The 5,719-nt window shown below is 65.3% G+C and carries 7 protein-coding genes; 3 read left to right on the top strand and 4 right to left on the bottom strand.

Annotation, left to right across the window (positions count from 1 at the left end; all coding sequences use genetic code 11):
• Positions 1 to 158, top strand: a 158-nt coding sequence (locus E1286_RS45565; protein ID WP_223189708.1) for an integrase core domain-containing protein, incomplete at its 5' end; no start/stop codon positions are given.
• 516 nt (positions 159 to 674) lie between these two features.
• On the opposite strand, the gene E1286_RS45560 is transcribed toward E1286_RS45565, so the two are convergent.
• From E1286_RS45560 to E1286_RS45550, 3 genes are all read right to left on the bottom strand, one after another.
• A complete protein-coding gene (locus E1286_RS45560) occupies positions 675 to 1,328 on the bottom strand; it encodes a MarC family protein (RefSeq protein WP_132623394.1) in 654 nt (217 codons plus the stop codon).
• A 152-nt stretch (positions 1,329 to 1,480) separates the two neighbouring features.
• Positions 1,481 to 2,788, bottom strand: a complete 1,308-nt coding sequence (locus tag E1286_RS45555) for a threonine/serine exporter family protein (protein WP_132623392.1) — start codon at positions 2,786 to 2,788, stop codon at positions 1,481 to 1,483.
• Between the two features lie 33 nt (positions 2,789 to 2,821).
• Positions 2,822 to 4,081, bottom strand: coding sequence for an arginine deiminase (locus tag E1286_RS45550; protein WP_132623390.1), 1,260 nt, complete (start codon positions 4,079 to 4,081; stop codon positions 2,822 to 2,824).
• Between the two features lie 531 nt (positions 4,082 to 4,612).
• Between E1286_RS45550 and E1286_RS49710 the strand changes: the two genes are divergently transcribed.
• Both E1286_RS49710 and E1286_RS49705 read left to right on the top strand, forming a co-directional pair.
• Positions 4,613 to 4,864 carry a hypothetical protein gene (locus E1286_RS49710; protein WP_132623388.1) on the top strand — a complete coding sequence of 84 codons (252 nt, stop codon included), beginning with the start codon at positions 4,613 to 4,615 and terminating at the stop codon, positions 4,862 to 4,864.
• Positions 4,858 to 5,334, top strand: coding sequence for a reverse transcriptase domain-containing protein (locus tag E1286_RS49705; protein WP_132623386.1), 477 nt, complete (start codon positions 4,858 to 4,860; stop codon positions 5,332 to 5,334). The genes E1286_RS49710 and E1286_RS49705 overlap by 7 nt, the downstream gene beginning before the upstream one ends.
• A 227-nt stretch (positions 5,335 to 5,561) precedes the next feature.
• Here the strand turns inward: E1286_RS49705 and E1286_RS45535 are convergent.
• A partial coding sequence (locus E1286_RS45535; RefSeq protein ID WP_223189708.1) for an integrase core domain-containing protein occupies positions 5,562 to 5,719 on the bottom strand: 158 nt, incomplete at its 5' end.

The raw sequence follows: 5,719 nt of genomic DNA, 5'->3' as shown, positions 1-5,719 counted from the left end.
AGGGTGCCAAGGGCTGGTCCTCGGCGCGTGAGGCTCGCCTGGCCGTCTTCAAGTGGATCACCCGCTACAACACCCGCAGGAGACATTCCGCCATCGGCTACCTCAGCCCGATCGACTACGAGCAGCACACCGTCGATAGGGTGCTGCTCGCCGCATGACAACCGGTGTCCACACCTCGGGGTGAGCCCCCTGTATGGTCCGGCCGATGCTCTACGTGGATGCCATGTGCGTGATGGTTCATCTCAGCGAGCAGGGCAGCGTCTCTCCCTGGGGCTGCCGGGCAGATCCGTAGCTGTGACACCGCGTACCTCTTCCCCTGGCGTAGACACAGAAGAATTCATGATCGAACCAAGGACCAGTACTCACATCTCCAGAACTGCACTTCCGCTCGCCCAGTCACGCAGTGTCCCAATGCAGCACGACGATCGCCACGGGGTGGCCGATCCCCCGGAGTGGTCAGGGGCGATCGCAGGTTTGGGCCTCGTTCCTCACCCCCAGCCCACCGAGCCAGCAGCGGGCGGGCCGTCACCACGTCAAGATCGTGTCCTTGATCACGCGCCACAGGCATGCCAGATGCCATGGGACCGGACGGGAAACAAAGGGGAACCAAGGTCAACATCGAAGAAGGTCCCCGACCGCCGTCCCAGGCCATACCCGGAGGACCGCCATCCGGGTCAGCTGTTGAGGCGGTTGAGGACGAGGTCGGTGAAGCCGTTCGCCAGGAGGATGACGGCGATGGCGGTAAGCAAGATACCGGCGATACGGTCAAGGAGCATGGCGCCCTTTAGGGAGATGCGCCGTTGGACGTGGCCGGCGGCGTACAGGGTGATGCCTGTGACAGCGGCGAAACACAGTGCGGCCAGCGACAGCAACGCCTTGTCCATAAGGTTGGGGGCTTGCGCGGAGGCTGCGACGGCGAAGGCGAAGGTGGTTCCTCCGACGGTGAGGGGAAAGGTCACCGGCGTGAACAGCACCGATTTCACGCTTTCTGGCGCGGTCTGCGGCTCTTCGCCGGACGGCGCCTTGTCGAGTTCTTCGATGGTGCCCGCCTTGCCCAGCATCAGGGGGATGGCGGCGAAGGCCAGCGCGATGCCTCCGGTGGCGGTGAGCGCGGCGACACTGATGCCGAGGAGTTCCAGGAGCGGCTCACCGACCCAGAGCGCGAGGAGCACGAACACGACGACATTGAGCGCCAGGCCCACGGCCAGGCGCAGGACCTGCCCACGGTTAAAGGACCGTATGATCGGCAGGTAGGAAGCGAGCGCCGCGACCGGACTGTAGAGGCCGAACAGGGCCAGGAACAACAGCAACGCCGGGTGGCTGCTCATCGGATGCCTTCCTGACAGATATCGCCGTTCAGGCCCACCATGTCTCCTTGCTCCTGAAGCGCGGCCCAGATCCGCACCTCGATGCAGACTTAAAGCAATGAGCCAACTACCCAGAGTTACACAGGGTGAATCGCGCGGAGGTCAGAGGCAGGTCAGTAACCCCTGGTACGGCGGGCGGCCTGGCGGATCCGTCGCGTCACATCGCGACGACGCATGGCGCGCAGCAAGTCGATACCCAAGATCACTCCAGCGCCGATGCCCAGCGCAATCGACAGCGCCTCGATCAGATAGTGCGAGCCGCCCAGCACGTCACCCAGGCTCAGCTTCAACATCCCGCGAAACAATTCCGAGCCTGGCAGCAGCGGCCCGATCGCCGGGATCACGAACACCATCGGCGGCACGCGCACCCGATGCGCGTACGCCGAGCCCAGCAGCCCGATCACCGCGGCGGCCGCCGTCGTGGCCAGCACCGTCGGCAACTTCAGCCAGCACAGGCAGACGTACACAATCCAGATCGCCACGCTGCCGAACGCGGCAGGCGGCACATGCCTGGGCGGTACCCGCAGGGCCACTGCGAACGTCAGCCCAAGCCCGAGCGCCCCGAGTAGTTGCGGTACCGCCAGCGACAGCGGCGCTGCGGGCGCGTCGTTCACGGTGACCGACACCCCCGCCTTGACGGCGAAGGTCAGCATGGTGCCGATCCCGGAAATCACCGCCGCTACGATGAACACCACCTCCGACAACCGCGCTGTGGCGGTGACGTACTCACCTGCGATGCCGTCCTGCACGCAGGCGACCAGCGGCCGGCCGGGCAACAGCGCGATCACCGCGCCCACGACGACCGCCGAGGCCTGTACGGGCATCTGTCGCCAGATCATGAACACCGCGGCCGCGGTACCGACGGCCGCCGCCACGGCCAACTGGAAGAACTCCGCCACCCCCCGCCTGGCCAGCCAGGCCCCGGCCCGGTCGCCGAGCGCAGTCGCCAGGAACGCGGCCAGTGCCACCACCACACCGCCTCCTACAAGCACCGCCGCCGAGGTCGAAACCAGCGCGAGCGCCGTGACCACCACCCAGCCCGGGTAGACCCCGGCCCGGCCAGTCAGCTCGCGCAGACGCCGTTGCGCCTCAGCCAGCGACGGCCTCTGGCCGGTGACCTCGTCGACCAGTTCGTGCAGCGCGATCAGCCGGGCGAAGTCAGGCTCACGCCTGCGTACCCGCCGCTCGGCCGTGACCGGCAGGCGACCGTCGTCCCGGACAAGCGACAGCGTCAGCGCCGACAGGTTCACATCCGCTTCGATGCGGCGCAGGCCATACGTTCGCCCAATCGCGAGCATCGCAGCCGTGACGTTCTCGGTTCCCTCGCCGTTGGCGAGCAGCAACTCGCCCACGCGCAATGTCAGGCTCACTGCGCGGTTGGCATCGGCGTCAGAGACGGCCCGGCCATCTGCCGAACTCATGTATCGAGCTCGACAGATGACCGGCCGCGGCGCTCAGATCGCGTCGCGTTCAATGGGGCAGGTCATGCACCTGGCGCCGCCGCGGCCCTTGCCCAGTTCGAAGCCTTCGATCTCCAAGACCTCGACGCCGTGCTCGCGCAGCTTGCGGTTGGTGAAGGCGTTCTTGTGGTATCCGATCACGACGCCGGGGGACAGGGCGAAGAAGTTGTTAGCCGAGTCCCACTGCTCACGGGTCATCTGGTAGTCATCGCCGCCGGTCGGGATGATCTCCAGGCGGGTCAGCCCGAGTGCCTCCTGCAGCGCGGCAGCGAAACTAGTATCGCGGTGCACCTCCGTGGTGCCCTCCTTGTCGCCGGGGCGCAGCGAATAGGTGGTGGCGGTCTCCAAAAACGGCGGGTAGGCGGTGGCCTTGTCAACATCCAAGAAGGTGAAGACCGTGTCCAGGTGCATGTAGGAGCGGCTCTTGGGAACGTGGACCGCGATGATCCGTTCTGCCGCGCCCGCCGCGAACATCGACACCGCGATGTGCTCGACAGTGCGGGCGTTGGTACGCTCGCTCATTCCAATCACTACCGTGCCGTTCCCGATGGGCATCATGTCGCCGCCTTCCATGGCGGCCATGCCGTATGACTCCTCGTTGAAACGCTTGTCCTCGCCGGCGTACGGATACCAGTAGGCGAAATCCTCATGGGCGAACATCGGATGGTAGTGGTAGATGATCGACTGGTTGATCGTCTCCAGCAGGCGGACGTGGTAGAACATCGGGTTCAGTGAGACCCCGCCGTACAGCCAGGCCGACGGGTCGCGCTGGTAGAGCGAGTTGGGCAGCGGCGGCAAGATGAACTCGCGCGGGTTCGCCGAGGCCACCACTAGAGAGTGTGCCTCCAGGTCGGCGATGCCGAACTCCTCCTTGGTCAGCCCGCCGATCAGGTGGGTGGCCAGTTTCTCGCCGCTCCAACCGGCCAACGTCTCACGGACGACATCAACCAGCGCCGGACCGACGGTCAGGTGGGTAACAGTCTGCTCGATGGCGTGCTGCTTGGCCTCGAAACTGGCGTCCAGTGCCTGGGCCAGGAGCTGCTGGTGGTGGAAAACCTCGACGCCACGTTCGCGCATCACCGTCACGAAGGCGTCATGCTCAATTTGCGCCTGCTCAACCCACAAGATGTCGTCGAACAGCAGATCTTCCATGTTCTTAGGGGTGAGCCGGTGGAAGCTGAGCTCAGGCCGGTGCACAATGACCTTACGCAGCGTGCCGACCTCGGAGTGAACGCCCAGCATTTGATCAGTCATCGTCTATCTCCCTTTAACGGCAGAGCGGGATCATTCCTCCGCGAACCACCCTCAACCCGGGCTTGGCGAAGCTTTACCGCTGATAGGGCAGGCCAGGAACGAACATCCCCTGGAGTTCTCGGTCCGTCCGAAGCAGTGACCCTTTTCGTGGGCCCAGCAGAGCAGGAGGTGAAGCCGTGACGTAGCGGTGGATCTTGTTGCTCGTAAGCTCGTCGTCGCTTGCCGGCGGAAGTCCGGTCCGGGTAGCTGCCAGGAGACCCGGTAGCAGGCTGGCGGTTTCGTCTGGAAACGGGCGGGGTCGAAGCCCAGCGTCAAAGGCCCTGATGGGGGAGCGACGGTGCGGTCCGCAGCATGAAGCGAAGCCTGCGGCGTCGTTACTCACCCCGCCAGCTTGGTGAGACGAGGGAGTGCCGAGCCTCTCGAAATCGGGGCGATGCACAGTGTCTTTGAGGAGGAGGCCCGGTGAGTGCTGTTTCGGCTAATTAGTCCCACCGCTTCGGGGTCGCGTCCGCGCGTGATCCGGTCCGTGCCTTGCAGCATGTGCTCTACCGGGCGGCCAAGGCCGATCCCGGACGCAGGTTCCACGCGCTGATGGACAAGGTCTATCGCAGAGACGTCCCGGCGCGCGCGTGGGTCATGGTGCGCGCGAACAACGGCGCGCCCGGCATCGACAAGACCACGCTGGGCCAGATCGAGGAGTACGGGGTCGCCCGGCTGCTCATGAGCTGGCCGCCGAACTCCGGGAGGGGCGATATCGTCCGTTGCCCGCTCGCCGGGTGCTGATTCCCAAGCCGGGAGTCAGGGACGAGTATCGGCCGTTGTCGATCCCGGCGGTTCGGGATCGGGTCGTGCAGGCCGCCGTAAAGATCGTGTTCGAACCGGTCTTTGAGGCGGACATGCTCGACTGCTCTTTTGGGTTTCGCCCGAGGCGGTCGACGCACGACGCCCTGCAAGTGCTCGTGGATGAGCAGGCGAAAGGGCGCCGGTGGGTAGTCGAGACGGATATCGCCGATTGTTTCTCGGCGATTCCGCATCAGGAGTTGATGCGAGCGATCGAGGAACGCATCTGCGACCAGTCCCTGCTGAAGCTTCTGCGCGCCGGGGTGATGGAGGAGGGGCAGGTACGACGCGAGGTCACCGGCAGCCCGCAGGGCGGGGTGGTCAGCCCCGTCTTCTGCAACGTCTATCTGCACGGCTGGACCGGGCATGGGACGAAGAAGATGGGACGCCGGTCCGTTATGCCGACGATCTGATCGCGATGTGCTGGTCACGCAGTCAGGCCGAACGGGCGCCGGCCCGGTTAACCCAACTGCTGTCCGAGCTGGGCTTGGAGCCAAGGCGGCCAAGACCCGCATCGCCCATCTGGAGGTCGGCGGGGAAGGCCTGGACTTTCTGGGCTTTCATCATCGGCTCGTCAGATCCAGAGGCCTCAACGGGAAACGACCTTTGGGGGCTCACCCCGAGGTGTGGACACCGGTTGTCATGCGGCGAGCAGCACCCTATCGACGGTGTGCTGCTCGTAGTCGATCGGGCTGAGGTAGCCGATGGCGGAATGTCTCCTGCGGGTGTTGTAGCGGGTGATCCACTTGAAGACGGCCAGGCGAGCCTCACGCGCCGAGGACCAGCCCTTGGCACCCT

Source organism: Nonomuraea terrae (assembly GCF_004348995.1).
Lineage (GTDB): Bacteria > Actinomycetota > Actinomycetes > Streptosporangiales > Streptosporangiaceae > Nonomuraea > Nonomuraea terrae.
Note: the sequence above shows the minus strand (reverse complement) of the source record. Positions and strands in the feature narration are given on the sequence as shown.

Excerpts from the sequence above, each read along its gene's own strand:
- E1286_RS45560 (WP_132623394.1), bottom strand. The coding sequence starts at position 1,328 with ATGAGCAGCCACCCGGCGTTGCTGTTGTTCCTGGCCCTGTTCGGCCTC.
- E1286_RS45555 (WP_132623392.1), bottom strand. The coding sequence starts at position 2,788 with ATGAGTTCGGCAGATGGCCGGGCCGTCTCTGACGCCGATGCCAACCGC.
- E1286_RS45550 (WP_132623390.1), bottom strand. The coding sequence starts at position 4,081 with ATGACTGATCAAATGCTGGGCGTTCACTCCGAGGTCGGCACGCTGCGT.